The sequence below is a fragment of the Klebsiella terrigena genome (genome assembly GCF_012029655.1).
In the GTDB taxonomy this organism is placed as follows: Bacteria; Pseudomonadota; Gammaproteobacteria; order Enterobacterales; family Enterobacteriaceae; genus Klebsiella; species Klebsiella terrigena.
Genome location: NZ_CP050508.1, coordinates 2,554,616 through 2,578,952, shown reverse-complemented (window position 1 = coordinate 2,578,952; position 24,337 = coordinate 2,554,616). Strand labels below are relative to the sequence as shown.

The 24,337-nt window shown below is 57.6% G+C and carries 25 protein-coding genes and 1 pseudogene; 16 read left to right on the top strand and 10 right to left on the bottom strand.

Annotated features, from left to right (window positions below; translation table 11 throughout):
• The first annotated feature begins 116 nt into the window (after nt 1-116).
• Together manA and HCK03_RS12105 are read left to right on the top strand one after the other, a co-directional pair.
• Nucleotides 117-1,295: a mannose-6-phosphate isomerase gene (gene manA / locus HCK03_RS12110; protein WP_167691635.1), complete on the top strand. Its 1,179-nt coding sequence runs from the start codon at nt 117-119 to the stop codon at nt 1,293-1,295.
• A 98-nt stretch (nt 1,296-1,393) separates the two neighbouring features.
• A complete protein-coding gene (locus HCK03_RS12105) occupies nt 1,394-2,938 on the top strand; it encodes a YdgA family protein (RefSeq protein WP_167691634.1) in 1,545 nt (514 codons plus the stop codon).
• A gap of 26 nt (nt 2,939-2,964) precedes the next feature.
• Here HCK03_RS12105 and HCK03_RS12100 read toward each other — a convergent pair whose 3' ends face one another.
• Nucleotides 2,965-3,993, bottom strand: a complete 1,029-nt coding sequence (locus HCK03_RS12100) for a Mal regulon transcriptional regulator MalI (protein ID WP_041145808.1) — start codon at nt 3,991-3,993, stop codon at nt 2,965-2,967.
• Nucleotides 3,994-4,165: 172 nt separating this feature from the next.
• Between HCK03_RS12100 and malX the strand changes: the two genes are divergently transcribed.
• Together malX and HCK03_RS12090 are read left to right on the top strand one after the other, a co-directional pair.
• Complete coding sequence (malX, locus tag HCK03_RS12095; RefSeq protein WP_041145809.1) at nt 4,166-5,758, top strand: maltose/glucose-specific PTS transporter subunit IIBC; 1,593 nt, start codon at nt 4,166-4,168, stop codon at nt 5,756-5,758.
• 50 nt (nt 5,759-5,808) lie between these two features.
• Nucleotides 5,809-6,981, top strand: a complete 1,173-nt coding sequence (locus HCK03_RS12090) for a MalY/PatB family protein (RefSeq protein ID WP_167691633.1) — start codon at nt 5,809-5,811, stop codon at nt 6,979-6,981.
• Nucleotides 6,982-7,028: 47 nt separating this feature from the next.
• Here the strand turns inward: HCK03_RS12090 and HCK03_RS12085 are convergent, their stop codons facing one another.
• Together HCK03_RS12085 and HCK03_RS12080 are read right to left on the bottom strand one after the other, a co-directional pair.
• A complete protein-coding gene (locus HCK03_RS12085; protein WP_071844928.1) occupies nt 7,029-7,388 on the bottom strand; it encodes a TonB family protein in 360 nt (119 codons plus the stop codon).
• An 84-nt stretch (nt 7,389-7,472) separates the two neighbouring features.
• Complete coding sequence (locus HCK03_RS12080; RefSeq protein WP_041145811.1) at nt 7,473-8,501, bottom strand: CorA family divalent cation transporter; 1,029 nt, start codon at nt 8,499-8,501, stop codon at nt 7,473-7,475.
• A gap of 264 nt (nt 8,502-8,765) precedes the next feature.
• On the opposite strand from HCK03_RS12080, the gene yedE reads away from it, so the two are divergent.
• The 3 genes from yedE to HCK03_RS12065 all read left to right on the top strand — a co-directional run bounded on the left by yedE (nt 8,766) and on the right by HCK03_RS12065 (nt 10,906).
• The gene (gene yedE / locus HCK03_RS12075) at nt 8,766-9,977 is read left to right on the top strand and encodes a selenium metabolism membrane protein YedE/FdhT (protein ID WP_041145812.1); all 1,212 of its coding nucleotides are present in this window, start codon (nt 8,766-8,768) and stop codon (nt 9,975-9,977) included.
• On the top strand, nt 9,974-10,207 hold the full coding sequence (gene yedF / locus HCK03_RS12070) for a sulfurtransferase-like selenium metabolism protein YedF (protein ID WP_041145813.1): 234 nt from the start codon (nt 9,974-9,976) through the stop codon (nt 10,205-10,207). Before yedE ends, yedF begins: the two co-directional genes overlap by 4 nt.
• 252 nt (nt 10,208-10,459) lie before the next feature.
• Nucleotides 10,460-10,906, top strand: coding sequence for a GNAT family N-acetyltransferase (locus HCK03_RS12065; protein ID WP_041145814.1), 447 nt, complete (start codon nt 10,460-10,462; stop codon nt 10,904-10,906).
• Between the two features lie 43 nt (nt 10,907-10,949).
• On the opposite strand, the gene HCK03_RS12060 is transcribed toward HCK03_RS12065, so the two are convergent.
• The 4 genes from HCK03_RS12060 to HCK03_RS12045 all read right to left on the bottom strand — a co-directional run bounded on the left by HCK03_RS12060 (nt 10,950) and on the right by HCK03_RS12045 (nt 14,243).
• Nucleotides 10,950-11,765, bottom strand: coding sequence for a MetQ/NlpA family lipoprotein (locus tag HCK03_RS12060; protein WP_041145815.1), 816 nt, complete (start codon nt 11,763-11,765; stop codon nt 10,950-10,952).
• A gap of 352 nt (nt 11,766-12,117) precedes the next feature.
• A complete protein-coding gene (gene ymcF / locus HCK03_RS12055) occupies nt 12,118-12,306 on the bottom strand; it encodes a cold shock small protein YmcF (RefSeq protein WP_071844929.1) in 189 nt (62 codons plus the stop codon).
• 536 nt (nt 12,307-12,842) lie between these two features.
• Nucleotides 12,843-13,058: an RNA chaperone/antiterminator CspA gene (gene cspA, locus HCK03_RS12050; protein ID WP_041145816.1), complete on the bottom strand. Its 216-nt coding sequence runs from the start codon at nt 13,056-13,058 to the stop codon at nt 12,843-12,845.
• A 234-nt stretch (nt 13,059-13,292) separates the two neighbouring features.
• Complete coding sequence (locus HCK03_RS12045; RefSeq protein ID WP_167691632.1) at nt 13,293-14,243, bottom strand: bifunctional helix-turn-helix transcriptional regulator/GNAT family N-acetyltransferase; 951 nt, start codon at nt 14,241-14,243, stop codon at nt 13,293-13,295.
• Between the two features lie 276 nt (nt 14,244-14,519).
• Here HCK03_RS12045 and add point away from each other — a divergent pair, with 276 nt between their 5' ends.
• Nucleotides 14,520-15,521 carry an adenosine deaminase gene (gene add / locus HCK03_RS12040; RefSeq protein WP_041145818.1) on the top strand — a complete coding sequence of 334 codons (1,002 nt, stop codon included), beginning with the start codon at nt 14,520-14,522 and terminating at the stop codon, nt 15,519-15,521.
• Between the two features lie 93 nt (nt 15,522-15,614).
• On the opposite strand, the gene HCK03_RS26625 is transcribed toward add, so the two are convergent.
• The 3 genes and pseudogenes from HCK03_RS26625 to HCK03_RS12035 all read right to left on the bottom strand — a co-directional run bounded on the left by HCK03_RS26625 (nt 15,615) and on the right by HCK03_RS12035 (nt 16,657).
• The gene (locus HCK03_RS26625) at nt 15,615-15,740 is read right to left on the bottom strand and encodes a hypothetical protein (protein WP_407692387.1); all 126 of its coding nucleotides are present in this window, start codon (nt 15,738-15,740) and stop codon (nt 15,615-15,617) included.
• Nucleotides 15,741-15,852: 112 nt separating this feature from the next.
• Nucleotides 15,853-15,939 (bottom strand): annotated as a pseudogene (locus HCK03_RS26620) (hypothetical protein); the annotation flags it as partial.
• Complete coding sequence (locus tag HCK03_RS12035) at nt 15,911-16,657, bottom strand: oxidoreductase (protein WP_407692383.1); 747 nt, start codon at nt 16,655-16,657, stop codon at nt 15,911-15,913. The gene HCK03_RS12035 and the pseudogene HCK03_RS26620, both read right to left, overlap by 29 nt.
• Before the next feature lie 190 nt (nt 16,658-16,847).
• On the opposite strand from HCK03_RS12035, the gene blr reads away from it, so the two are divergent.
• The 8 genes from blr (at nt 16,848) to rsxD (ending at nt 24,331) form a co-directional block, all read left to right on the top strand.
• Nucleotides 16,848-16,985, top strand: coding sequence for a division septum protein Blr (gene blr / locus HCK03_RS12030; protein ID WP_123552208.1), 138 nt, complete (start codon nt 16,848-16,850; stop codon nt 16,983-16,985).
• Nucleotides 16,986-17,101: 116 nt separating this feature from the next.
• On the top strand, nt 17,102-18,472 hold the full coding sequence (locus HCK03_RS12025; RefSeq protein WP_115192559.1) for a GH1 family beta-glucosidase: 1,371 nt from the start codon (nt 17,102-17,104) through the stop codon (nt 18,470-18,472).
• 362 nt (nt 18,473-18,834) lie between these two features.
• Complete coding sequence (gene ydgT, locus HCK03_RS12020; RefSeq protein WP_041147653.1) at nt 18,835-19,050, top strand: transcription modulator YdgT; 216 nt, start codon at nt 18,835-18,837, stop codon at nt 19,048-19,050.
• Nucleotides 19,051-19,229: 179 nt separating this feature from the next.
• A complete protein-coding gene (locus HCK03_RS12015) occupies nt 19,230-19,670 on the top strand; it encodes a DUF2569 domain-containing protein (RefSeq protein WP_045858531.1) in 441 nt (146 codons plus the stop codon).
• 78 nt (nt 19,671-19,748) lie between these two features.
• Nucleotides 19,749-20,330: an electron transport complex subunit RsxA gene (gene rsxA / locus HCK03_RS12010; protein ID WP_025710820.1), complete on the top strand. Its 582-nt coding sequence runs from the start codon at nt 19,749-19,751 to the stop codon at nt 20,328-20,330.
• A 1-nt stretch (nt 20,331) separates the two neighbouring features.
• A complete protein-coding gene (gene rsxB / locus HCK03_RS12005; RefSeq protein ID WP_041145822.1) occupies nt 20,332-20,910 on the top strand; it encodes an electron transport complex subunit RsxB in 579 nt (192 codons plus the stop codon).
• Nucleotides 20,903-23,278, top strand: a complete 2,376-nt coding sequence (gene rsxC, locus HCK03_RS12000) for an electron transport complex subunit RsxC (protein ID WP_167691631.1) — start codon at nt 20,903-20,905, stop codon at nt 23,276-23,278. Before rsxB ends, rsxC begins: the two co-directional genes overlap by 8 nt.
• Entirely contained in the window at nt 23,279-24,331 is a 1,053-nt protein-coding gene (gene rsxD / locus HCK03_RS11995; RefSeq protein WP_167691630.1) for an electron transport complex subunit RsxD, read from the top strand.
• Nucleotides 24,332-24,337 lie beyond the last annotated feature (6 nt).

Sequence of the window (24,337 nt, the reverse complement as noted above, 5' to 3'; positions counted from 1 at the left end):
TACACAATTTTTTAACAAAAACTGAGACAAGGTCGACTTTTTCTTTCAGCAGTTGATTCTCAGGCGTTTACTGGTTTAATAGAGCGATAACTATCAAGTGGAAACAGGGATTGAGAATGCAGAAGCTCATTAACTCAGTACAGAACTATGCCTGGGGAAGTCACACCGCATTAACCGAACTTTATGGCATCGCTAACCCCGACAATCTGCCGATGGCGGAGCTGTGGATGGGCGCGCACCCGAAAAGTAGTTCACAGATCCTCGATGCCAGCGGCAGCCCGCGCTCGCTGCGCGAATTTATCGAGAGCGATAAAGCCAGCCTGCTCGGCAGCAAGGTCGCCGAGCGCTTCGGCGAGCTGCCGTTCCTGTTTAAAGTGCTGTGCGCCGCCCAGCCGCTGTCGATTCAGGTGCACCCGAATAAGCAGGCCTCTGAAATCGGCTTTGCCAAAGAGAATGCCGCCGGGATCCCACTTGATGCCGCAGAGCGCAACTACAAGGATCCGAACCACAAGCCGGAGCTGGTATTTGCCCTGACCCCGTTCCTGGCCATGAACGCCTTCCGCGAATTTGCCGAAATCGCCGCGCTTCTGCAGCCGGTTGCCAGCGCCCATCCGGCGATCGGCGAGTTCCTCAGCAGCCCGGATGCTGAACGCTTAAGCCAGCTGTTCGCCAGCCTGCTGAATATGCAGGGCGAAGAAAAATCTCACGCCTTAAGCGTCCTGCAGTCGGCGCTCGACGCCGAACAGGGCGAACCGTGGCAGACCATTCGCCTGATCGCCGAGTTCTATCCGGACGATAGCGGCCTGTTCTCTCCCCTGCTGCTCAACGTGGTGAAGCTGAACCCTGGCGATGCCATGTTCCTGTTTGCGGAAACGCCGCACGCGTACCTGCAGGGCGTGGCGCTGGAAGTGATGGCCAACTCGGATAACGTGCTGCGCGCCGGCCTGACGCCGAAGTACATCGATATTCCGGAGCTGGTTGCCAACGTTAAGTTCGAAGCCAAACCGGCCGCCGAGCTGTTGACGCAGCCGCAGCAGCACGGTGCCGAGCTGGACTTCCCCATCCCGGTCGATGACTTTGCCTTCTCCCTGCACGCGCTGTCGGCACAGGAGTCCACTCTCGCCCAGCAGAGCGCGGCGATTATTTTCTGCGTCGAAGGCGAAGCGACGATCCGCAAAGGCGAGCAGTCTCTGACCCTGAAGCCCGGCGAGTCGGCGTTTATTGCCAGCGATGAATCGCCGGTTGCGGTAAGCGGCAGCGGCCGTCTGGCGCGCGTCTTTAATAAGCTCCCGTAAGTTACTGAAGTTTTTAGCCGCTCTTGCTAGACTTTGACCCATCATGACAGCACAACCAGGCGGCTTCTTGCGCCTGGTTTTATTTATGGACAAATACTATGAAGAAATCGCTGGTCGCAGCAGGAATTATCGTGGCTCTGGGCGTGGTCTGGACCGGAGGCTCCTGGTATACGGGCAAGCAGCTGGAAAGCCGGATCGCCGAGGTGGTACAGCAGGCCAATGCTCAGCTACAAAACAGCGCCCCGGAAGCCGGGCTGGAGCTGGGCTGGCAGAACTATCAGCGCGGCCTGTTCAGCAGCCACCTGCAGCTGGTTGTGAAGCCGGCCGCGGGCAAAGAGAGCAGCTGGCTCGCCGCCGGACAGCCCCTGGTTTTTGACGAAGTCGTCAGCCACGGGCCGTTCCCGCTGGCGGCGCTGAAGAGCGGCCACTTTGGCCCGTCGATGGCGTCGGTCAAAACCACCCTGGTCAACAACGAAGCCAGTAAGGCGCTGTTTGATATCGCTAAAGGCAGCACGCCGTTTACCATTGACACCCTGATTGCCTACAGCGGCGACAGCCGGTCGGCTATCGATCTTAAGCCCCTGGATTACAGTAAAGGCGACGAAAAGGTCACCTTTAGCGGCGGTCAGTTCCAGCTCAATGCCGATCGTGACGGCAAGGCCATCGCGCTGACCGGTGAAGCGGGCAGCGGCCAGATCAACGCGGTCAACGAGTACAATCAGAAAGTGCAGCTGAACTTCAGCAATCTGAAAACCGACGGCGCCACCGAGATGACCAGCTTTAACGAGCGCATCGGCAAGCAAAAAGTGTCGCTTGAGAAGCTGGCGATTGGCGTCGAAGGCAAAGAGCTGGCCCTGCTGGAAGGGATGAATATCGACGGCAAATCGACGCTGACCGAAGACGGCAAGGGCATCAATAGCCAGCTTGATTACACCGTTAACAGCCTCAAGCTGCAAAATAAGGATCTGGGTAGCGGCAGGCTGACCGTGAAGCTGGATAATCTCGACGGCCAGGCGTGGCACCAGTTTAGCCAGCAGTACAATAGCGAAGCGCAGGCGCTGATGGCGAAGCCGGAGCTGGCGCAGAACCCTGAGCTTTACCAGCAGGCGCTGACCGAGACCTTCTTTAAGGCGCTGCCGGTGCTGCTGAAAGGCAACCCGTCGCTGACCATCGCCCCGCTGAGCTGGCGCAACGCGAAGGGCGAAAGCACCTTTAATCTCTCTATTTTGCTGAAAGATCCGACCGTGGTTACCGCACCGGCGCAAACCCTGGCCGACGAGATTGACCGCAGCGTGAAGTCTCTGGACGGCAAACTGGTCGTTCCGGTAGAAATGGCGACCGAATTTATGACCCAGATTGCGGGTCTGGAAGGCTATCAGCCGGCTGACGCAGCGAAGCTTGCCGATCAGCAGGTCAAAGGCCTGGCGGCTATGGGACAGATGTTCCGCATCACCGCCATGGAGAATAACGCCATCACCTCCAGCCTGCAGTATGCCGAAGGCCAGGTCACCCTGAACGGACAGAAAATGCCGCTGGATGAGTTCGCCGGGATGTTCGGCCTGTCGGTTCCCGCGGCGCCAGATTCCGTGCCGCAGAGCGCGGAGCCGGAAGAGCTGGTCCCGCCGGTGACGCCGCAGCAGTAAGACGCGAAATAGCCCTCTCCGGAGGGCTATTTTCTGGTCACCAGCCGCGGCGGCATGATTTGGTTGCGCGCGGACTCCGGCCCCTTTTCAAGACGACGCAGAATACACCCGGCGAGGCTTTTGCCCATCTCTCGCGCCGGCGTGGTCACCCAGGTTAACGGCACGTCATCCAGCGCGGCCTCCGGCACTTCGGCGAACGCCGCCAGCGCAATCCGCTGCTCAAAATAGCTTTCCACGCTGTCTTCACCGCTCTGGCGCCCTGCCCGCATCAGGCCAAACCACGCGCCGGTGGCGATGACGCTGTTGTAGCACAGCACCGCGGTGATGGTCGGATTTTGCCGCAGCAGTGAAGCCATCGCCTCCGCCGCCAGCTTCTGGCTCGACTCGCACTCCACCACCCATTCGCTATGAAACGGCAGGCCATACTTCAGCAGCGTCGCGCAGTAGCCGCCCACCCGCTCGGCGCGGGTTAACGACGAGCTTTGCCCGCCCAGCCAGGCAATACGCTGATGCCCGCGGCGGATAAGATGTTCGGTGACCATCTGCGCGGCCTGCATATTATCCGGGCGGATTAAATCAATATCCTCGAGGTAGCTGGCCCGGGAGGCAAAGACCAGCGGCATGCCGACCTCTGCCGCCCGGTCGCGCAGCTCGCCACCCTGGTCGATAGCGCCGGCAATAATCACCCCGTCGACCCCTTGCGACACCAGGGTTTCAAAACGCTGGAGCATTTTTTCGCCCCGACGCCCGCCCTGGGTGAGGAAGACCATCTTGCCTGCGGATTCGAGAGCGTCCGTCAGCCCCGCGGTAAGCTCCGCGTAGAAGGGCTTCGAGAGGTCGCTGACGATGAGGCCAATCACGTCGCTCTGCCCGCCGCGCAGCGAGGCCGCCTGGCGGTTACGGACAAAGCCCAGGTGCTCAATGGCCTGATTGACGCGTTCGCCGGTGGCGGACGAGATGCGGCCTTTGCCGCTCAGCACCAGCGACACCGTGCTGACCGAAACGCCCGCGGCCTGGGCCACATCGTTAATGGTGATCTTTCTTGCGATAGCCATGCCTGCAACCGACTCCCTGTGGCTGTCGATAAAACGTTTTATCAATGAGTGACCTTTATAAACGTTATTATCGCGTGATTATGTGATTTTTATCGCACTAAAAATTGGTAAAACGTTTTATCTTTCCGTGACGTTACATCCTACCAATAACCTCAGCAGCAGGATTCGTGTTATGACGGCGAAAACAGCCCCAAAAATTACGTTGTGGGAATTTTTCCAGCAGTTAGGGAAAACCTTTATGCTACCCGTGGCCCTGCTCTCATTCTGCGGGATCATGCTGGGCATCGGCAGCTCCCTGAGCAGCCATGATGTACTGACCCTCCAGCCGTGGCTCAATACCCCGCTGCTGCAGGCGGTGTTCGTCTGGATGAGCAAGATCGGCTCTTTCGCCTTCAGCTTCCTGCCGGTGATGTTCTGTATCGCCATTCCGCTGGGCCTGGCGCGCGAAAATAAAGGCGTCGCCGCCTTTGCCGGCTTCGTCGGCTATGCGGTAATGAACCTTGCGGTCAACTTCTGGCTGACGGCGAAAGGCATTCTGCCAACCACCGATGCGGCCATTCTTAAAGCCAACAATATCCAGAACGTTATCGGCATTCAGTCGATCGATACCGGGATCCTCGGCGCGGTGATCGCCGGGATTATTATCTGGATGCTGCACGAGCGTTTTCACAATATCCGCCTGCCGGATGCGCTCGCCTTCTTCGGCGGCACCCGCTTTGTGCCTATCGCGACGACCGTGGTGATGGGGCTGGTCGGCCTCGCCATCCCGCTGGTCTGGCCGATCTTTGCGATGGGTATCAACGCGCTGGGCAACGTCATTAACAGCGCGGGCAACTTTGGCCCGATGATTTTCGGCACCGGCGAGCGTCTGCTGCTGCCCTTCGGCCTGCAGCATATTCTGGTGGCGCTGATCCGCTTTACCGAAGCGGGCGGCACCATGGACGTCTGCGGCCACAGCGTCAGCGGCGCGCTGACTATCTTCCAGGCCCAGCTGAGCTGTCCGGAAACCCACGGTTTCTCCGAAAGCGCCACCCGCTTCCTCTCCCAGGGCAAAATGCCGGCGTTCCTCGGCGGCCTGCCGGGCGCGGCGCTGGCGATGTACCACTGCGCACGCCCGGAAAATCGCCACAAAATTAAAGGTCTGCTGATCTCCGGCGTCATTGCCTGCGTTATTGGCGGTACCACCGAGCCGCTGGAGTTCCTGTTCCTGTTCGTCGCTCCGGCGCTGTACCTCATCCACGCCCTGCTGACCGGCCTCGGCTTCACCATCATGGCGGTGCTCGGGGTAACCATCGGCAATACCGACGGCAACGTGATTGATTTCGTGGTCTTCGGCATCCTGCACGGGCTCTCGACCAAGTGGTATCTGGTTCCGGTGGTCGCCGCCGTTTGGTTCGCGGTGTACTACGGTATCTTCCGCTTCGCCATCACCCGCTTTAACCTCAAAACGCCGGGTCGCGATATCGAAAACAGCGCCGCCTTTGAGAAAGCCACCGCCGGTAGCGTCGGCAAGTCCGGCTATAACGTGCCGGCGATCCTTGCCGCACTGGGCGGCGCAGAGAACATCACCTCCCTGGATAACTGTATTACCCGCCTGCGCTTGTCGGTCAGCGACATGAGCAAAGTCGACGCCGCGGCGCTGAAGGCCAACCGCGCCATTGGCGTCGTTCAGCTTAATCAGCATAATCTCCAGGTGGTCATTGGGCCGCAGGTCCAGTCGGTGAAGGATGAGATGAGCGTCCTGATGAATACCGTCCAGGCATAAACGCCGCGCCCCCTCCCGCCAGGAGGGGGGTTCAGATTAAGGAAGTTCCGATGTTTGATTTCTCAACGCCCGTCGATCGCCACGGTACCTGGTGTACGCAGTGGGATTACGTCGCCGACCGCTTCGGCACCGCCGACCTGCTGCCCTTTACCATCTCCGACATGGATTTTGCCACCGCGCCCTGCATTCTTGACGCCGTCAGCCAGCGCCTGGCCCACGGCGTTCTTGGCTACAGCCGCTGGAAAAACGACGAGTTCCTCAGCGCCGTTAGCCACTGGTTCGCCAGCCGTTTTCAGAGCCCTGTCGAGAGCGATGCCATCGTCTACGGGCCATCGGTGATTTATATGGTGGCGGAAACCCTCCGCCAGTGGTCCGAGGTCGGCGAAGGCGTGGTGGTGCATACGCCGGCCTACGATGCCTTCTATAAGACCATTGCCGGCAACCAGCGCCGGCTGGTCCCGGTCCCGCTCGTCGCTCACCACGGCCAGTGGCGCTGCGATATGGCCGAGCTGGAGCGGGCGCTGGCCGAGCCGCGCAATAAAATCCTGCTGCTCTGCAGCCCGCATAATCCCACCGGCAAGGTGTGGAGCCGCGACGAGCTGGCGACGATGGCCCAGCTCTGCGAAAAGCACGGCGTCAAGGTTATCAGCGACGAAATTCATATGGATATGACCTGGGAAAACCACCGGCATACGCCGTGGTGCGACGTCGCCCGCGGCCCGTGGGCGCTGTTTACCTCGGCGTCGAAAAGCTTCAATATTCCGGCGCTGACCGGCGCCTATGGCCTGATTGACGACGTTGCTACCCGCGAGGGCTACCTCAACGCGCTGAAATCGCGGGATGGCCTCTCCTCGCCCTGCGTCCCGGCGCTGGTTGCCCATATTGCCGCCTATCGCGAAGGCGCCGGCTGGCTGGACGCGCTGCGGGCCTATCTGCAGGAAAATCTGCGCTATATTGCCCGCGAGCTGAATCAGGCTTTCCCGCAGCTGAACTGGCAGCCGCCGGAGGCGACCTATCTGGCGTGGATTGACCTGCGGGCGCTCAAGGTTGACGACAGCGCCCTGCAGCAGGCGTTAATCCACGAGCAAAAGATTGCCATCATGCCGGGTTCGACCTACGGCGAGGAGGGCGTGGGGTTTGTGCGCCTCAACGCCGGGTGTCCGCGGGTCAAGCTTGAGAGAGGGGTTCAGGGGTTGATTGCCGCCCTGCGCTCTCTAACCTAGAGCTGCGCGTTACGCGGGGCCGCTGCGTAACGCGCATTCACCCGCCCTCACTGGCCCTGTGGATTGACCGGCAAGAAGCTGAAGCGAAAGCGCATCTCCATGTTGTTGTACGGTTTATTCTTCTCGAACTCCCACTGCGCCATCGCCCTCACCACCGCCTCATCAAACAGATAGCGGGGCTGTGAGTCCACAATCCGCAGCTCCTCAATTTTGCCCTGCGCGTTGACATCATAGACAACCCGGACGTAGCCCGTCAGACGGTTGGCGGAAGCCACGACGGGATAGACGGGTTCACTCTTTTTCAGCAGCTTCGGCTGTGATAATGGTTTTTTAACGCCGTCGGTCGCGCAGCCCGACAGCAGAAGCAACAGCAGGCACGGGGCCAGCATTGCGCCGAGTCTCGTCATCCCTTAACTCCTTATTGATAATCCCTCGCAATAAGGTAGCGCAGGCCGACGCCGCGGTCTTCTACCGAAAATAATAGCTGACGCCTAAAGATCGTCCCGCCGCCGAAAGGCCAGATACCCGGCGCCGACCGTAAAGATACCGACGATGAGCACCAGCAGCATAAAACCATGATGGTTGGCCGACAGCGGAATGCCGCCGACGTTCATGCCAAAGAAGCCGGCCACGATGTTAATCGGCAACGCCAGAACGGTAATCACCGTCAGGGTATACAGCGTGCGGTTGCTTTGCTCCATTTGCCTGGCGGTAATCTCTTCCTGAAGCAGGCTAATCCGCTCGATCAGGCCGGATAAATCATTCAGCACCACGGTAAACTCCTCCGTGAACTGGCGAAACTCCTGAACTACCGCCCGGTCAATCCATGCCGGAGGGCGATTCAGCAGACGGAACATCGCCGCCGGTTCCGGCGCCAACAGGCGCTGAAAGCGCAGCAGCATGCGGCGCAGGCGCGCCAGATCGGCACGGTTGCGCTGAACGTGGTTGCTGAGCAGCCGCTCTTCGATGGCATCAACGTGGCGGCTGGCCTGCCTGACCACCTGCTCCAGCACCTCCTCCTGCTCTTCCAGCAAAAAGGCCAGCAGCTCGGTAGAGGAGCTTACCTTTAGCGCTGCCAGCCGCGGCAGCATCCACTCAATGAAGCGCAGCGGCTTATAGCGCGCCGTCACCACCAGCTTCTGGCTGCAGTAGAGCCACAGCGTTGATGTTTCAGAGGTGGTCTCTTTGGGGTTAAACAGCACGTCGTTGAGGACGGCAAACAGGCTGTCGCCCTGGCGTTCGATGCGCGTGGTGTGGGAACCATCGCGGATCTCCTCAAAGAAGAAGTCGTCGACGGGAAAATGCGCCATCAGCCATTTTTCGGCAGTGGCATGATTCAGGTTGAGGTGCAGCCAGACGAAATCATTTTCGCCCACCAGCTCATGATATTCGGCGCAGACCTCATTCGAGGATATTTTTCGCGGCGCGTTACCTTCACGGAACAGATAGCCATAAACCAACCCGGACACTTCCATATCAAAATCGGGCTTTAACATTTTTAACGTAACGTCTTGACTCATATATCCCTCAGGATCTCATTGAGCAGTATTCAGGCCCGAACGCGGTCATCTTTCGCTATTTTAGCGACCTTGGCAAGGTTAATGATTTGGTCATAAAACGGTAGCCTGAATGACATATTTGCTTTATGCCGCGGGCGCTAATTGTACGCAGGAAAAATAGGCCTTTTGATCCCGTCGAGCGTTTTGTCATGACCACCAGCGTATTATCCCCTGCTCTTAAACCCCGTCGGGGGTGATTTACCTTCTGAGTTCAGAGGCATTTCTATGACATGGCAGCAGTTCAAACAAACCTACCTGATTAAATTCTGGGCACCCGCTCCGGCGGTTATTGCCGCAGGTATTCTTTCGACTTATTACTTTGGTATTACCGGCACCTTCTGGGCCGTTACCGGCGAATTTACCCGCTGGGGCGGACAGCTGCTGCAGCTTGCCGGCGTGCACAGCGAGCAGTGGGGCTACTATAAGCTCATCCATCTTGAGGGGACGCCGTTAACCCGCATCGACGGAATGATGATTATCGGCATGTTCGGCGGCTGTTTTGCCGCCGCGCTGTGGGCAAATAACGTTAAGCTGCGCATGCCGCGTAGCCGAATCCGCATTATCCAGGCCGTCGCTGGCGGTATTATTGCCGGATTTGGCGCCCGCCTGGCGATGGGCTGTAATCTGGCGGCCTTTTTCACCGGGATCCCCCAGTTCTCACTGCACGCCTGGTTTTTCGCTATCGCCACCGCTATCGGCACCTGGTTTGGCGCCCGCTTCACCCTGCTGCCCATTTTTCGCATTCCGGTCAGGATGCAGAAAGTCTCCGCGGCCTCGCCGTTAACCCAAAAGCCTCAGCAGGCCCGGCGCCGTTTTCGTCTCGGCATGCTGGTCTTTTTCGCCATGATAGCCTGGGGTCTGCTGACCGCAGTCGACCGGCCGAAGCTGGGACTGGCCATGCTCTTTGGCGTCGGTTTTGGCCTGCTTATCGAACGGGCGCAGATCTGCTTCACCTCGGCGTTTCGCGATATGTGGATAACCGGCCGGACCTATATGGCCAAAGCCATTATTTTCGGCATGGCCGCCAGCGCAATCGGTATCTTTAGCTACGTGCAGCTCGGAATGGAACCGAAGATCATGTGGGCCGGCCCCAATGCGGTCATCGGCGGTCTGCTGTTCGGTTTTGGGATTGTTCTCGCCGGAGGCTGTGAAACCGGCTGGATGTATCGCGCCGTTGAAGGCCAGGTTCACTACTGGTGGGTCGGTCTGGGCAACGTTATCGGTTCAACCATTCTGGCCTACTTCTGGGACGACCTGTCACCAGCGCTGGCCACCCGCTGGGATAAGGTCAATCTGCTGACCACCTTCGGTCCCTTCGGCGGCCTGCTGGTCACCTATCTCCTGCTGTTTATCGCCCTGATGCTGGTCATTGCCTGGGAAAAACGCTTTTTCCGTCAAAAATCCGCCGCCCTTGCCGGCGCTAAGGACACCGCATGAAAACTATCGTTCCTGATTACCGCCTCGATATGGTCGGCGAGCCCTGCCCCTATCCTGCCGTCGCGACGCTTGAAGCAATGCCGTCCTTGAAGAAGGGGGAAATTCTCGAAGTGGTCAGCGATTGCCCGCAGTCGATCAACAATATTCCGCACGATGCGAAAAACTACGGCTACACCGTTCTGGATATTCAGCAGGACGGGCCGACCATCCGCTATCTGATTCAGAAATAGGTCGGTAAAAACGGCAGGCCGCCGGCCTGCCGTTCGGCCAAAAAAGCAGCGAGGCCAGAAGGATAAGCGGCTATTTTTTGGCTACGATATGATTTCGATCGCGATTCCCACGCATTATTTCGCCCGCAGGGTAATTCGCCTGACGCCACGCGTGCGGCAACCTCGCCGTACAGCGGCCCGTCCCCGTTCCCTTGCGGTTTACCTGAAAGCTATTTGTAATACAATTAGCCTACTTTTAGCGTGAGGTACGTAATGAACATATTTCAGGCCCAGCCCCAGGATGTCGATAAAATTCTGCCGCTGTATCTAGGTTATCGTAATTTTTATCAGGTAGAAGCCCAGCCGATACAGGCCCGTGAGTTTATTCTCAAGCGTTTAGAGCTGAATGAATCGGTTATTTTTTTCGCGGAAATTGACGGCCAGCCCGCCGGGTTTGCACAGCTCTATCCGCTGTTCTGCTCATTAGAAATGAAGAGGATCTGGCTGCTGTACGATCTTTTCGTCGATGGCAAATCGCGTAAGCACGGCGTCGCGCAGAAGCTTATCGAGCGCGCCGAGCAGCTGGCGAAGGAAACAGATTCCGCCTTTATCATGCTCAGTACCGCCACCGACAACGCTCCGGCTCAGGCGCTGTACGAACGCAACGGTTTCGTGCGCGATACGGACTTTTTTGTCTACAATAAAATGCTCAACAAATAAGCGATATTCGGTATCAGGGCGAGGCCCTGATACCGAAAAGAGATTACCAGCCTTTAACCGCGTCGCCTTTATACAGCTCCTCTGCAGCCGCCGCCACCTCATCGGTTTGATACGCCTTGACCAAATTTTTCACCTTCTCGCTGTCTTTATTATCGATGCGGCTGGCAAAAATATTGACGTACGGCGAGTGCCTGTCTTCGACAAACAGCCCGTTACGGCTCGGCGAGAGTCCGACCTGGCTGGAAAACGTGGTGTTGATAATCGCGAGGGATATTTGTCTGTCGTCCAGCGCGCGCGTCAGCTGGGGGGCCTCAATCTCAACAATTTTTAAGCGCTTCGGATTGTTGACGATATCCAACGCCGTCGGCAGCAGGCCGGTGCCCTCTTTAAGAGTAATCAGCCCCTGCTTTTGCAGCAGAAGCAGCGAACGGCCAAGGTTAGTCGGATCGTTCGGCACGGCAACCTGCGCGCCGTCCGGCAGCTGGTCGATAGCGGTAATCTGCTTCGAATAGGCGGCGATGGGGTAAACGAAGGTATTCCCCACCGCTACCAGCTTATAGCCGCGCTCCTGAATCTGCTTATCCAGATACGGCTTATGCTGAAAAGCGTTGATGTCGAGATCGCCATTATTGAGCGCCTCGTTCGGCAGGACGAAGTCGTTAAAGGTCACCACTTCGACGTCGAGGTTGTACTTCTCTTTCGCCACCTTTTGCACCACCGACCACACCTGCTGGTCAATACCGGCGCTGATCCCCACCTTGATATGATTAGGATCCCCTCCCGCGGGGCCGCAGGCGGTCAGCAGCAGCGAGCCGGCAACGGCCAGCGAAACAGCAAATTTTTTTAGCGTGAATACCATAGTCCCGGAGTCCTTTTTAAAATAGCCTGCCAGTCATTGCAGGAAAAGTAGCACCTGGAACTATAGAAAATCTCATCGCCAAAATTAAATACTGATTCACTATGATTAATAGCGTTTTGCTATGAGCGCAGACGGCAGACTGCCGTTGGCCCACGCGCTCTGCGGCGCGGCCGACGCTGAGCGCTAAAATAGCAAAACCCCGGCGATGGCCGGGGCTAGATGTACGGTTGCGGTTCGCACTGAAGACTGTCAGATGCGCGAGCATAAGCGCCCAGCGAGCATTTGAATCCTGCCGTGGTAGAACCTGGCACCGTCGCACAGATGTTAAAAGACCCCTTGCGGGGCCTTTTGATTAATTGCGTAATCCAGATACGGCGGCTTTTGCCGAAATATAGGGGGCAATATTATCAAATGTAATCATCGAAGATTTACAAAAGATACATTTCGCACCGAATGGATTGCTTTCAGATACATCATAGTTTGATGTTCTGTACTGTGACCCATGGCAGCATGGGCACCTGAAATGAATGTGGTCAGTCATGATGTTAGCCTTTTATTTGCTACAACATTCACTACCGCAGGGGCATTTAGCCATATTTAACTGAAGGTTCTTCTTGACCTTCAATGACAGCGGAAATCACTGTTCGAATGGTTGGTAAAAGAAAGACATCATTGTCATTATTTCTTAACGATAAATCTGAAAATCACTTCAGATCAAACCATGTTACTTTATCAGCGATTATTTGGATGTTGTTAGTTTTTAATTTGCCCGCAGGCGTACGAAATACAAAAATTTACACAATGTAAAACAGTGTCCTGTTTCAGGAGGCGGTCACTCCTTTTACGTACGATAGCTCAGGGTGATGATTAAGTTGCATCAGCCCACGGAACTCTTCACGCTACAGCACAACATACGGCATTCAGTCTGCTGAAATTTCAGACAAAAACCAATCTACCGCATCGATTAAAGCCAGCAGATACTGCCGACTTAGCTCAACCGCACGCATTTTTTATCAATCTGACTACTCGGGATTACACCGTCATCGTTATCGCAGATTCATAAAAACGCGAAATTAATTAGTCGCGCAGAACGACATTACCGGCAGCAGGGCCTTTGGCACCGCTCTCGATAGTGAATTCGACCTTCTGCCCTTCAAATAAAGTTTTAAAGCCATCACCCTGCAGCGCAGAAAAATGTACGAAAACATCTTTGCTGCCGTCTACTGGAGAAATAAAGCCAAAACCTTTACCTTCATTAAACCATTTTACTAAACCAATCATCTTACCAGACATAAGTATTATCCCAATGTTCAAAGCCTTGCGGCGAAAAAGTTCGCATCACAGAAATTAATTAATAACGATAAGGAAGCTCGAAAAAAGGATTATTTAGGAATAACGCTTGAGATGAGGACTGCTTTACTAAACCGCTTTATTGGTTCTGTGTACCAAACCGACCTGCTATTGATCACATAGATAACCATTGATAGCAAGCATTATTTTCTGTCCCCACCGAGAAGCCGTGAATATTTAGCGCAACCTGCAGGTAAACTGCTGCTCGATGATGAGGCTTCCCCACTGATCGCCCTGCCACTCTTTGGCCAGCGTAAAGCCAAACGATTCATATAGCCGACGCGCGGCCGCAAGCTTATTGAAGGTCCAGAGCTGAACGGAACTGAAGCCGCTCTCTTCACAGAACCTCATCGCTTCGGCGATAAGTTTTCTGCCCGCGCCGCTGCCGCGGCATCCATCATCGAGAATGAACCAGCGCAGATGCGCTTCACCGTTGCCAAGGTCCTCGCCGTCAATCGCCACAGAGCCCACGATGCGCCCGTTCAACACGGCCAGCCATATCTGATTACAGGCTTTATCCAGACGGCCCGCAAAATCAGCCAGGCCAGCGGCAACTTTGGATTCAAAGAAAACGCCGAAATGGTGCTCTCTGGCATAGTAGCTACCGTGCATTTCCGCGATGCGCCCGATGGTGCCGGGGTGATAGCCGGTAATAATTTCAAGCGAATCCCGGGCAGCGATCTCGCTGTTTTCGCGACAGGCGGCCAGGGCACTGGCGTAGTGTTTAAGCCCTTGTGACACGGTCTGCTGCTGATGGGGATTCATTTTTTTCAGCGCGGCGATCACCCGCTCGCTACCGTACTGATTAATTTTCGCCACCGTTTCCCGGCCTTTTGCCGTCAGGCCCAGGTGTTTGACCCTCGCATCCTCCGTCGACGGCACCTCTTCCAGCTCGTTGGCGCTGACCAGTTTTGCCAACATGCGGCTAACGCTGGACTTCTCAAGGCCCAGAATCTGCACCAGCTGCGCCGCCGTCATTAGGCCCTGCGCATGCACTTCGAGCAGAGTATGCACTATCGAGGGGGAGTATGAGCTCGCGGCCAGAGTGTTGTTCATGAATCCGAGCTCCCGCACCATCTGCCGGGAAGCCACGCGTATCTCTTCAACGATCTGCATTTCAGTATTCATAAAACCGCCCTGACAACATAGTTGTACAATACAACCATATTCTCCGGCATACTGTCAACGCCCTCACCGGCGCCGCGATTGCTGAAAATGCGCGCAGGCAGCAATAGACGCGCGGCAAAGGCGGGGACAAAATCGCCATGCGGGATCTTAAACAGAGCCAGCGGTTCCCACAGCGCCGCCAGATGCTTGTATAGACAGGATTTTTTTCAATACTTTTAAACAGTTATAACCCTGTTGTATAATGATGTGCACTTTTACTAAAAAATGAGTGCGACCATGATTGATTCAACTTTGCCATTAACCGACATTCATCGCCATCTTGACGGCAACATCCGGGCCCAAACGATTCTCGATCTTGGCCGCCAGTTTAACATCGCGCTCCCGGCAACCACCCTCGATACCCTTCGTCCGCATGTCCAGGTCACCAGCAACGAACCCGATCTGGTGAGCTTCCTTGCCAAGCTTGACTGGGGCGTAAAGGTGCTCGCCTCGCTGGAAGCGTGCCGTCGCGTCGCGTATGAAAACGTAGAAGACGCGGCGCGCAACGGCCTGCACTACGTTGAGCTGCGCTTTTCCCCGCGCTATATGGCGATGGCCCACCAGCTGCCGGTCGACGGCGTGGTTGAGGCGGTCATTGCCGGCGTGCGCGACGGGAGCCGCGACTTTAACGTTGAAGCGCGGCTGATTGGTATTATGAGCCGCACCTTCGGCGAGGCCGCCTGCCAGCAGGAGCTTGACGCGCTGCTTGCCCATCGCGACGGCATTACCGCACTCGACCTGGCCGGTGATGAGCTCGGCTTCCCGGGTACCCTGTTTATGCAACACTTCACCCAGGCCCGCGACGCCGGCTGGCGCATTACCGTCCACGCCGGAGAAGCGGCTGGCCCGGAAAGCATCTGGCAGGCCATTCGTGAGCTGGGCGCTGAGCGTATCGGCCACGGGGTCAAGGCAGTGCAGGATCCGGCGCTGATGGACTTTTTAGCCGAGCAGCGTATCGGGATTGAATCCTGCCTGACTTCGAATATTCAGACCAGCACCGTCGCGTCGCTGGCCGAGCATCCGTTAAAAACCTTCCTCGAGCACGGCGTGCTGGCCTCGATTAACACCGACGATCCGGCGGTACAGGGCGTCGATATTATTCATGAATATAACGTTGCCGCCCCGGCTGCGGGCCTCAGCCGCGAGCAAATCCGCCAGGCGCAAATCAACGGTCTGGCGCTCGCCTTCCTCAGCGCAGAGGAAAAAGCGGCACTGATCCAGCGCGTGCAGCGCGTCTAGGTTCCTGCCCGGCAGCAATCCTGCCGGGCGTCTCATCGTAAATCAGACCTGTTAAATCAGACCTGTTAAATCAGGCCTGTTAGATCAGGCCTGTTAGATCAGGCATAGCGTCGCCCGATGCTTTGCTGATTCAATCCCCAGCTCAATCAGCTCCATAATCTGAATAGCCTGGCTCGCCGTACCGGATTCTCCCCATTCCCGTTGAGACGCATCGCGAATGGCGGCATAGTACGCCGGGTAATGGCCGGGCAGGCGTTAGCCAGCTCTCCTCGCTGCGATCTTCTCCGTCAACGCGTGTCAGAATTCCATCGCGCATATCGTATCCCCAGTCCTCCTGCGGAAGGCGCTCGCCGTTTTTTAGCCGCTCTTCCTGCGGGTCGAGACCGTATTTAATATAGCTTCCCCGCGATCCGTGCACGATAAAGCGCGCCGTTTTCCGCCGCCGCCAGCAGAGTGGCGTGGAGGATCACCCGACGCTGTGGGTAAACCAGCACCGCATGGAAATAGTCGGTAGACTGCGCCCCCGGGCGCAGCTGGGCGAGATCAACGGTCATGCTGACCGGCAGGCCAAACAGGCAGATCGCCTGATCGAGAAGATGGGGGCCAAGATCGAACCAGATCCCGCTCCCCGGGCCGCCCCGCTCCCGCCAGCGGTCGCGTATCCGGGGACGATAGCGGTCGAAGTGCGATTCGAAATAGCAGACTTCCCCCAGCAGCCCTTCGTTAATCAATGATTTAACGGTCAAAAAATCGCTGTCCCAGCGGCGATTGTGGAACACCGAAAGCAGCCGTCCCCGGCTTCTGGCAACGGCATCCAGCTCTCGGGCCTGTGACAGTGTCACGGTAAAGGGTTTATCCACCACCACGTGCTTTCCCGCCTCCAGCGCGGCTTTTGCCAGCGGAAAGTGGGTATCGTTCGGCGTAGGGATCACGATCAGGTCGATGTTGGGGTCGTCTAACAGCTGGCGGGGTTCGGCCACAACCGACACCGCTGGCCAATCGATCCGCACCTTACCTTCATCGCTACTCGACACCGCGGCAAGCGTCATTCCCGGTGTACCGCTTATCAGCGGCGCATGGAACGTTTTACTGGCGTACCCGTAGCCGATTATTGCGACGCGAATATTGTCACTCATCTTGCAACCTCTCTGGCGAAAAGTTCGGGGGGTCACCATAACTATAAGACCCAAACGTCTTATTAGCTTTGCTTATGCATTGTCGACCGCTCACTCTTGCACCAGTCGTGAAAACTTCGCCAGCTAATACTTGCGTTGTTCGCGGCATTTAGTAACATTTAGCTCTGTTTTAACTTTCAATAGCAGAATTATGGCAGCCGTTTTCAGCAGAATTGTAGAGCTTATAGGTTGGGTTGTTCTTGGCGTTTCGGCCCTGCTTTTGGTTATCGCGCATCACATTGATAACTACCAATCCCCGCCTCCCGCTAATGTTGTGCAGGCAAAATAGCGTTAACGCTAAAGAGTGACCCGCTTCGCAAGTATGCAACCGGTTTCTGAAACCGGTTGCATCTCCGTATAACCCTTTATTACACTCTCCTTATCATTTGCTAAGGAGCTTTTCTCATGGCCGCATTTCCGCAAAATTTTCTATGGGGCGCCGCTACCGCAGCCTATCAGGTTGAGGGCGGCCACGATGCCGACGGGAAAGGGCCGTCGATCTGGGACATCTACTCTCACCAGCCGGGCGCTACTTTCCAGGGAACCAACGGCGACGTCGCCGTCGATCACTACCACCGCTTTCGCGAAGACGTCGCGCTGATGGCCGAAATGGGCCTGCAGAGCTACCGTTTTTCCATCTCCTGGCCGCGCCTGCTGCCCGGCGGCCGCGGCGAGGTCAACGAAGCCGGCGTTCAGTTTTATAGCGATCTGATCGACGAGCTGCTGGCGCACAATATCGAACCGATGATCACGCTGTACCATTGGGATCTGCCGCAGGCGCTTCAGGATGAGGGCGGCTGGGAGGCCCGCAGCACGGCGGAGGCCTTCGCCGAATACGCGCGCCTGTGCTATGCGCGTTTCGGTTCTCGGGTCAAGCTGTGGGCCACCTTTAACGAGACCATCGTTTTTATTGGTCATGGCTACATTAACGGCTGCCATCCGCCGGCGGTGCGCGATCCGGCCCGCGCCATTCAGGCCTGTCACCACGTCTTTGTGGCCCACGCGATGGCGATTAAAGCGTTTCGTGAAATGGGTATTAAGGGTGAGATTGGCTTCGTCAACGTTCTGCAGCCGCATACGCCGCTCACCGATAGCGAAGAGGATCGCCTGGCGACCGAGATGGCTGACGCTATCCATACCCACTGGCTGTACGATCCGGTGTTAAAAGGCACCTATCCCGAAGGGCTGCTGCAGCAAACCCAGGCGCTGTGGGGCGTGCCGCGCTTTGCCCCCGGCGATGACGCGCTGCTGCGTGAAAACCACAGCGATTTTATCGGCCTGAACTACTATCGCCGCGAAACCGTTTCAGCCCATCCGCAGGAAGGATTAAGCGGCGGCGAGCCTGGCGTTGAGGGGCTGTTCCACTTCGTGCGTAATCCGCAAAGCACCTATACCGAATGGGGCTGGGAAATTTGGCCCCAGGGGTTAACGGACGGCATTATGATGATCAAGGAGCGCTACGGTGATATTCCGATTTACATCACCGAAAACGGCCTGGGCGCCAAAGATCCGATTATTGACGGCGAAATTGTCGACGATCCGCGTATCGACTACCTCAGCGCCCACATTAGTGCGCTGGAAAAAGCGATCGACGCCGGCGCCGACGTGCGCGGCTATTATCCCTGGTCATTTATCGACCTGCTGAGCTGGCTGAACGGCTATCAGAAACAGTACGGCTTCGTTTTTGTCGACCATCAGCAGGGGCTCGCCCGCAAACGGAAAAAGAGCTATTTTTGGTATCAAAACGTTATTGCCAGCCGCGGCCAACAGCGTTAATCTTCTCCTCCAGGCGCCGTCCGGCGCCTGATTCAGCGCTAGAATATTCTTAAATTTCTTGTTACTACACCAGGAATGTAATCAGTTCTTGTCTTTAGTATTTACAACCGAAATAATTCCGCCCAGGCACCGTTAATAAGGTGCCGCTGGTTTAGAGCAGGTTTACTGAAAGTTGGTAATATTCGACTTAGAGGCGATCCCGCCGGGTAACGGTGCCGCTGTTTGTGATACCGGGAGCGTGGAACAACCGCAGCGCGCGCGAAGTGCGTGAGGATGTGAGCACGGCCCTGGGCCAAAATGGCAAATCAAATAACCTAATGGGACAGGCTCATATTTATTCCGATTATAAAATGGATACGCAAATGACCGTTCAGGACTATTTATTAAAATTTCGTAAAATCAGCTCGCTGGAAAGTCTGGAAAAGCTTTTTGACCACCTTAACTACTCCCTGACCGATAACGAAGAGATTGTTAATATGTACCGCGCCGCTGACCATCGCCGGGCCGAGCTGGTTTCTGGCGGTAAACTGTTCGATATTGGCCAGGTTCCCAAGTCCGTCTGGCGTTACGTGCAATAAAAACTGTTCTGAAGCACGCCAGTTGCTTATACTCCCGCCCTTGATTTTGATCCGTACCTGAACAGGTTGAGCGCCGGCCCGCCGGGCGAGCAGCGCGAATGTACAGACGCTTGCGCAGGCATGCGCGCGCAGCCTGACGCTCAACGGGTATTTCACTGGCGTTAAATCCGGGAGAAAGTATGTCCTCTGACTCTGCAGAACGAATTGGCGGATGGCTGCTGGGGCCGCTTGCGTGGCTACTGGTTGCGCTGTTAAGCGCTTCGCTATCGCTGCTTATCTTTGCCAACGCGCTCATGGCGCCCCAAACGTTCTCCTTGCTGAGCGCAATGAGCGCCGGGAATCTTATCCTGTGGATTGCATCCCTGCTGTTCGCCGTCGCCATGTGGTACTACACCCTGTGGCTGACGCTGGCCTTTTTCAAACGGCGGAAGGTGGTGCCGAAGCACTATATTATCTGGCTGCTGATCTCTCTGCTGTTGGCGATTAAAGCCTTTGCCTTTTCGCCAATATCGGACGTTCTGGCCCTGCGCCAGCTGCTGTTCCCTCTTCTTGCTGCCGCGCTGCTGGTTCCTTACTTCAAGCGCTCCGAACGGGTTAAGCGGACCTTCGTCAATCCGTAATAACCCCACAGTTAACCTGTTGTCGCCGGTATCGTTTTATTCGATAATAGGCGGCTTTTTCCGTTTCAGGTCGAATTGATGGCTGATTATTTACTGCTCTTTATTGGTACCGTCCTCGTTAACAACTTCGTGCTGGTGAAGTTTCTTGGACTGTGTCCGTTTATGGGGGTTTCCAAAAAGCTGGAGACCGCCATGGGAATGGGGCTGGCCACCACGTTTGTGATGACCCTGGCCTCTATCTGCGCCTGGTTGATTGATACCTGGATTCTTATTCCGCTGAATCTGGTCTATTTACGCACGCTGGCTTTTATTCTGGTCATTGCGGTGGTCGTACAGTTCACCGAAATGGTGGTGCGCAAAACCAGCCCGGCGCTGTACCGCCTGCTGGGTATCTTCCTGCCGCTGATCACCACCAACTGCGCCGTGCTCGGCGTTGCGCTACTGAATATTAACCTTGGGCATAATTTTTTGCAGTCCGCGCTGTACGGTTTTGCGGCGGCGGTCGGCTTCTCTCTGGTAATGGTGCTGTTTGCCGCCATTCGCGAGCGTCTGGTGGTTGCTGACGTCCCGGCGCCGTTTCGCGGTAACGCCATTGCGCTGGTGACGGCAGGTTTAATGTCGCTGGCATTTATGGGCTTTAGTGGTTTGGTGAAGTTGTAATATGAGCGCTGTCTGGATAGCCGTCGTTGCGATCAGCCTTCTCGGGCTGATTTTCGGCTTAATTTTGGGTTACGCCTCCCGCCGCTTTGAGGTGGAGGACGATCCGGTCGTTGAGAAGATCGACGAACTTCTTCCGCAAAGCCAGTGCGGCCAGTGCGGCTACCCCGGCTGTCGCCCCTATGCGGAAGCGGTCGGCCTGCAGGGCGAGAAAATCAACCGCTGCGCCCCCGGCGGCGAAGCGGTGATGTTAAAAATTGCCACCCTGCTGAACGTCGACCCGCAGCCTGCTGACGGCGATGCTCAGGAGGCTGAGCCCGCGCGTATGCTGGCGGTCATCGACGAAAAGAACTGTATTGGCTGCACGAAATGCATCCAGGCCTGCCCCGTTGACGCCATTGTTGGCGCGACCCGCGCGATGCATACGGTGATGAGCGACCTCTGTACCGGCTGTAATCTTTGCGTCGCGCCCTGCCCGACGCAGTGTATAGAGATGGTTCCGGTTGCGGCGACCACTGAAACCTGGAAGTGGGATCTACACACCATCCCGGTGCGCATCATTCCTGTGGAACAACATGTTTAAGCTATTTTCCGCGTTCAAAAAAGACAAGGTCTGGGATTTCAACGGCGGTATTCATCCCCCGGAGATGAAAACCCAGTCAAACGGTACGCCGCTGCGCCAGGTCTCCCTTGCGCAGCAGTTCGTTATTCCGCTTAAGCAGCATATTGGCGCAGAGGGCGAGCTTTGCGTGCAGCCCGGCGATCGCGTCCTGCGCGGCCAGCCGCTTACCCGCGGCTGGGGAAAAATGCTGCCCGTTCACGCCCCGACGTCGGGTATCGTCAGCGCCATCGCTCCGCATTCGACGGCGCACCCCTCCGCGCTGGCGGAGATGAGCGTTATCATTGATGCCGATGGTGAAGACCGCTGGATTGAACGCGACGGCTGGAGTGACTACCAAAGCAAATCCCGCGAAGAGCTTATCGAGCGCATCCACCAGTTCGGCGTGGCCGGGCTGGGCGGCGCCGGCTTCCCGACCGGCATCAAGCTGCGCGGCGGCGGCGACAAAATCGACACCCTGATTATTAACGCCGCCGAGTGCGAGCCCTACATCACCGCCGACGATCGTCTGATGCAGGACTGTGCGGCGCAGATTATCGACGGCATTCGCATCCTGGCCCATATTTTACAACCGAGCCAGGTGCTGATCGGCATTGAAGACAACAAGCCGCAGGCAATCTCCATGCTGCGTGCGGTACTGAGCGATGCGCACGGCATCTCCCTGCGCGTGATCCCAACCAAATATCCCTCCGGCGGCGCTAAGCAGCTGACGCAGATCCTCACCGGGAAGCAGGTGCCCCACGGCGGCCGCTCTTCCGATATCGGGATCCTGATGCAAAACGTCGGCACCGCCTACGCGGTTAAACGCGCGGTGATCGATGGCGAACCGCTGACCGAACGCGTAGTGACCTTAACCGGGGAAGCGGTTTCGCGCCCGGGCAACGTCTGGGCCCGGCTGGGCACGCCGGTGCGCCATCTTTTGGATGATGCCGGTTTTTGCCCCAGCGCTGAGCCGATGGTGATTATGGGCGGCCCGCTGATGGGCTTTACCCTGCCGTGGCTCGACGTGCCGGTGGTCAAAATTACCAACTGTCTGCTGGCCCCGTCGGCCAGCGAAATGGGCGAAGCGGAAGAGGAAAAGGGCTGCATTCGCTGTAGCGCCTGCGCCGATGCCTGCCCTGCCGATCTGCTACCGCAGCAGCTGTACTGGTTTAGCAAAGGCCAGCAGCACGACAAGGCCACGACCCACAACCTGGCCGACTGCATTGAGTGCGGCGCCTGCGCCTGGGTCTGCCCGAGCAATATTCCGCTGGTGCAGTACTTCCGTCAGGAGAAGGCCGAGATCGCGGAGATTCGTCTGGAAGAGAAGCGTGCGGCGGAAGCCAAAGCCCGTTTTGAAGCACGCCAGGCGCGTCTGGAGCGCGATAAGGCCGCGCGCCTCGAGCGGCATAAACAGTCCGCCGTGCAGCCCGCCGCCAAAGATAGCGCGGCGATTAACGCCGCCCTCGCCCGCGTGCGCGAAAAACAGCAGGACGCAGCGCAGCCGATCGTCGTTCAGGCGGGCGCTAAGCCGGACAATAGTGAAGCCATCGCCGCGCGCGAAGCGCGTAAAGCGCAGGCGCGCGCCCGTAAAAACGAACTGGCTGAGTCCGCGCCCAAGCCGTCGGCCGGCGTAGATCTCGACCCGCGCAAGGCCGCAGTAGAAGCCGCCATCGCCCGCGCTAAGGCCCGCAAGGCCGAACAGCAGGCTGAGGCCACTGCCGACGCCCCGGAAGCCGAAGCCGTCGACCCGCGCAAGGCCGCAGTAGAAGCCGCCATCGCCCGCGCCAGGGCCCGCAGGGCCGAACAGCAGGCGGAGGCCACTGCCGACGCCCCGGAAGCCGAAGCCGTCGACCCGCGTAAGGCCGCAGTAGAAGCCGCCATCGCCCGCGCCAAGGCCCGCAAGGCCGAACAGCAGGCGGAGGCCACTGCCGACGCCCCGGAAGCCGAAGCCGTCGACCCGCGCAAGGCCGCGGTAGAAGCCGCTATCGCCCGCGCCAAGGCCCGCAAGGCCGAGCAGCAGGCTGAGGCCACTACTGCCGCCCCGGAAGCCGAAGCCGTCGACCCGCGCAAGGCCGCGGTAGAAGCCGCCATCGCCCGCGCCAAGGCCCGCAAGGCCGAGCAGCAGCAGGCTGAGGCCACTACCGTCGCGCCGGAAGCCGAAGCCGTCGACCCGCGTAAGGCCGCGGTAGAAGCCGCTATCGCCCGCGCCAAGGCCCGCAATGCCGAGCAGCAGCAGGCGGGCGACGTCGGGTCCGCCGCCAATGACGATCCGCGCAAGGCTGCAGTTGCCGAAGCAATCGCCCGAGTTCAGGCCAGGAAAGCATCCCGGCAGGCAGTTAACGAGGATTAAATGGTTTTCAGAATCGCAAGCTCTCCCTATACCCACAACCAGCGTCAGACCTCGCGGATTATGCTGCTGGTGCTGCTCGCCGCCGTGCCCGGCATCGTGGTGCAGACCTGGTTTTTCGGCTGGGGCACCGTGCTGCAGCTTATTCTCGCCGCCTTAACCGCCTGGGGCACCGAAGCCGCTATCCTCAAGCTGCGCAAGCAGAATGTTGCCGCCATTCTGGCCGACAACTCTGCGCTGCTGACCGGCCTGCTGCTGGCCGTCAGCATTCCGCCCCTTGCCCCCTGGTGGATGGTGGTACTGGGTACCGCCTTTGCCGTGATCATCGCCAAGCAGCTGTACGGCGGGCTGGGACATAACCCCTTTAACCCGGCCATGATTGGCTACGTGGTGCTGCTGATCTCCTTCCCGGTGCAGATGACCTCCTGGCTGCCGCCGCAGGAAATTGCGGCCCACATTCCAGGCTTTAGCGACGCGCTGCGGGTCATTTTCACCGGCCACACCGCCGCCGGTGGCGATATGAACGCCATGCGTCTCGGGGTCGACGGTATCAGCCAGGCCACGCCGCTGGACACCTTTAAAACCTCGCTGCACGCGGGCCACGAGGTGAAGGAGATCCTCCAGTACCCGATTTTTGGCGGCGCTCTGGCAGGGCTTGGCTGGCAGTGGGTGAATATTGCTTATCTGGTCGGCGGGCTGTTCCTGCTGTGGCAGAAGACGATCCGTTGGCATATCCCGCTCAGCTTCCTGCTGAGCCTGGCCGTCTGCTCCACGCTCGGCTGGTTTTTCTCGCCGCAGAGCCTGGCCGCGCCGCAGATACATCTGCTGTCCGGCGCCACCATGCTCGGCGCGTTCTTTATTCTGACGGATCCGGTAACCGCCTCCACCACCAACCGCGGGCGCCTTATTTTCGGCGCCCTGGCAGGCCTGCTGGTTTGGCTGATTCGCAGCTTCGGCGGCTATCCTGACGGTGTAGCCTTCGCCGTGCTGCTGGCGAATATTACCGTTCCGTTGATTGATTACTACACGCGGCCCCGCGTGTACGGCCACCGCTGAGGACCC

Coding starts and splice junctions, on each gene's coding strand:
- manA (WP_167691635.1), top strand. CDS start 117: ATGCAGAAGCTCATTAACTCAGTACAGAACTATGCCTGGGGAAGTCAC.
- HCK03_RS12105 (WP_167691634.1), top strand. CDS start 1,394: ATGAAGAAATCGCTGGTCGCAGCAGGAATTATCGTGGCTCTGGGCGTG.
- HCK03_RS12100 (WP_041145808.1), bottom strand. CDS start 3,993: ATGGCTATCGCAAGAAAGATCACCATTAACGATGTGGCCCAGGCCGCG.
- malX (WP_041145809.1), top strand. CDS start 4,166: ATGACGGCGAAAACAGCCCCAAAAATTACGTTGTGGGAATTTTTCCAG.
- HCK03_RS12090 (WP_167691633.1), top strand. CDS start 5,809: ATGTTTGATTTCTCAACGCCCGTCGATCGCCACGGTACCTGGTGTACG.
- HCK03_RS12085 (WP_071844928.1), bottom strand. CDS start 7,388: ATGACGAGACTCGGCGCAATGCTGGCCCCGTGCCTGCTGTTGCTTCTG.
- HCK03_RS12080 (WP_041145811.1), bottom strand. CDS start 8,501: ATGAGTCAAGACGTTACGTTAAAAATGTTAAAGCCCGATTTTGATATG.
- yedE (WP_041145812.1), top strand. CDS start 8,766: ATGACATGGCAGCAGTTCAAACAAACCTACCTGATTAAATTCTGGGCA.
- yedF (WP_041145813.1), top strand. CDS start 9,974: ATGAAAACTATCGTTCCTGATTACCGCCTCGATATGGTCGGCGAGCCC.
- HCK03_RS12065 (WP_041145814.1), top strand. CDS start 10,460: ATGAACATATTTCAGGCCCAGCCCCAGGATGTCGATAAAATTCTGCCG.
- HCK03_RS12060 (WP_041145815.1), bottom strand. CDS start 11,765: ATGGTATTCACGCTAAAAAAATTTGCTGTTTCGCTGGCCGTTGCCGGC.
- ymcF (WP_071844929.1), bottom strand. CDS start 12,306: ATGACTGACCACATTCATTTCAGGTGCCCATGCTGCCATGGGTCACAG.
- cspA (WP_041145816.1), bottom strand. CDS start 13,058: ATGTCTGGTAAGATGATTGGTTTAGTAAAATGGTTTAATGAAGGTAAA.
- HCK03_RS12045 (WP_167691632.1), bottom strand. CDS start 14,243: ATGAATACTGAAATGCAGATCGTTGAAGAGATACGCGTGGCTTCCCGG.
- add (WP_041145818.1), top strand. CDS start 14,520: ATGATTGATTCAACTTTGCCATTAACCGACATTCATCGCCATCTTGAC.
- HCK03_RS12035 (WP_407692383.1), bottom strand. CDS start 16,657: ATGAGTGACAATATTCGCGTCGCAATAATCGGCTACGGGTACGCCAGT.
- blr (WP_123552208.1), top strand. CDS start 16,848: ATGGCAGCCGTTTTCAGCAGAATTGTAGAGCTTATAGGTTGGGTTGTT.
- HCK03_RS12025 (WP_115192559.1), top strand. CDS start 17,102: ATGGCCGCATTTCCGCAAAATTTTCTATGGGGCGCCGCTACCGCAGCC.
- ydgT (WP_041147653.1), top strand. CDS start 18,835: ATGACCGTTCAGGACTATTTATTAAAATTTCGTAAAATCAGCTCGCTG.
- HCK03_RS12015 (WP_045858531.1), top strand. CDS start 19,230: ATGTCCTCTGACTCTGCAGAACGAATTGGCGGATGGCTGCTGGGGCCG.
- rsxA (WP_025710820.1), top strand. CDS start 19,749: ATGGCTGATTATTTACTGCTCTTTATTGGTACCGTCCTCGTTAACAAC.
- rsxB (WP_041145822.1), top strand. CDS start 20,332: ATGAGCGCTGTCTGGATAGCCGTCGTTGCGATCAGCCTTCTCGGGCTG.
- rsxC (WP_167691631.1), top strand. CDS start 20,903: ATGTTTAAGCTATTTTCCGCGTTCAAAAAAGACAAGGTCTGGGATTTC.
- rsxD (WP_167691630.1), top strand. CDS start 23,279: ATGGTTTTCAGAATCGCAAGCTCTCCCTATACCCACAACCAGCGTCAG.